The organism is Candidatus Clostridium eludens, from assembly GCF_045310515.1.
In the GTDB taxonomy this organism is placed as follows: Bacteria; Bacillota; Clostridia; order Clostridiales; family Clostridiaceae; genus Clostridium_B; species Clostridium_B eludens.
Map to the genome: position 1 here is coordinate 1 of NZ_JBJHZX010000143.1, position 696 is coordinate 696.

Here is a 696-nt window from a genome sequence, read left to right on the forward strand (position 1 = left end):
CTGACTGCCCCTGTCACTATGTATAATAACAGGACTAACAAGCTCTCTGTCTTTCTTAGCTTTATTAATTGTATCAATGACACAAGAAACATTTAAAGTTTCTGAAAGAGTCCAGGCTATGATTTTTCGAGAGTATAAATCCATGATACTTGTAAGGTATACAAAGCCTGCATTGGTCCACAGATATGTGATATCTGTACACCATGCTGCATTTGGTGCAGATGGATTGAACTGTTCGTTTAGGATATTTTCAAGGTTGCTGCTGAAATCAGAATCCTTTGTAGTAACAGCATATGGTTTTATATATTGAGCTTTAATTTCAAGTTCTCTCATGTACTTTCCAACAGTACGTTCTGATATTCTTTCACCAGTTTTCTGTATTTCTTTGGTAACTTTAGGAGCACCATAATTTTGGTGAGATTTATCATAAATTTTTTTGATTTTCTTCTTTACAAGCTTCTTTCTTTTTTGTTGATTTGAAGGTAGGCGATGCAGACATGAATTATATCCTGAACGTGAAACGCCTAATATACGAAGCATTCCGCTGACAGAAACCCGGCGTTTATCCTTGAGGTCTTCACATTTGTTTTGGACTTCAATATAGATTGCTTCTGTCACCTTCCCAGAATGCTTATGGCTTTTTTTAATACATCTAGAGCATCCTTTGTATCGCGAAGTTCACGTTTTAATCGTGCA

General features: G+C 36.1%; 1 protein-coding gene. It reads right to left on the reverse strand.

Annotated elements, in window-relative coordinates; genetic code table 11:
- On the reverse strand, nucleotides 1-618 hold a 618-nt coding region (locus ACJDU8_RS25590; protein ID WP_406795008.1), incomplete at its 3' end, for an IS3 family transposase.
- Nucleotides 619-696 lie beyond the last annotated feature (78 nt).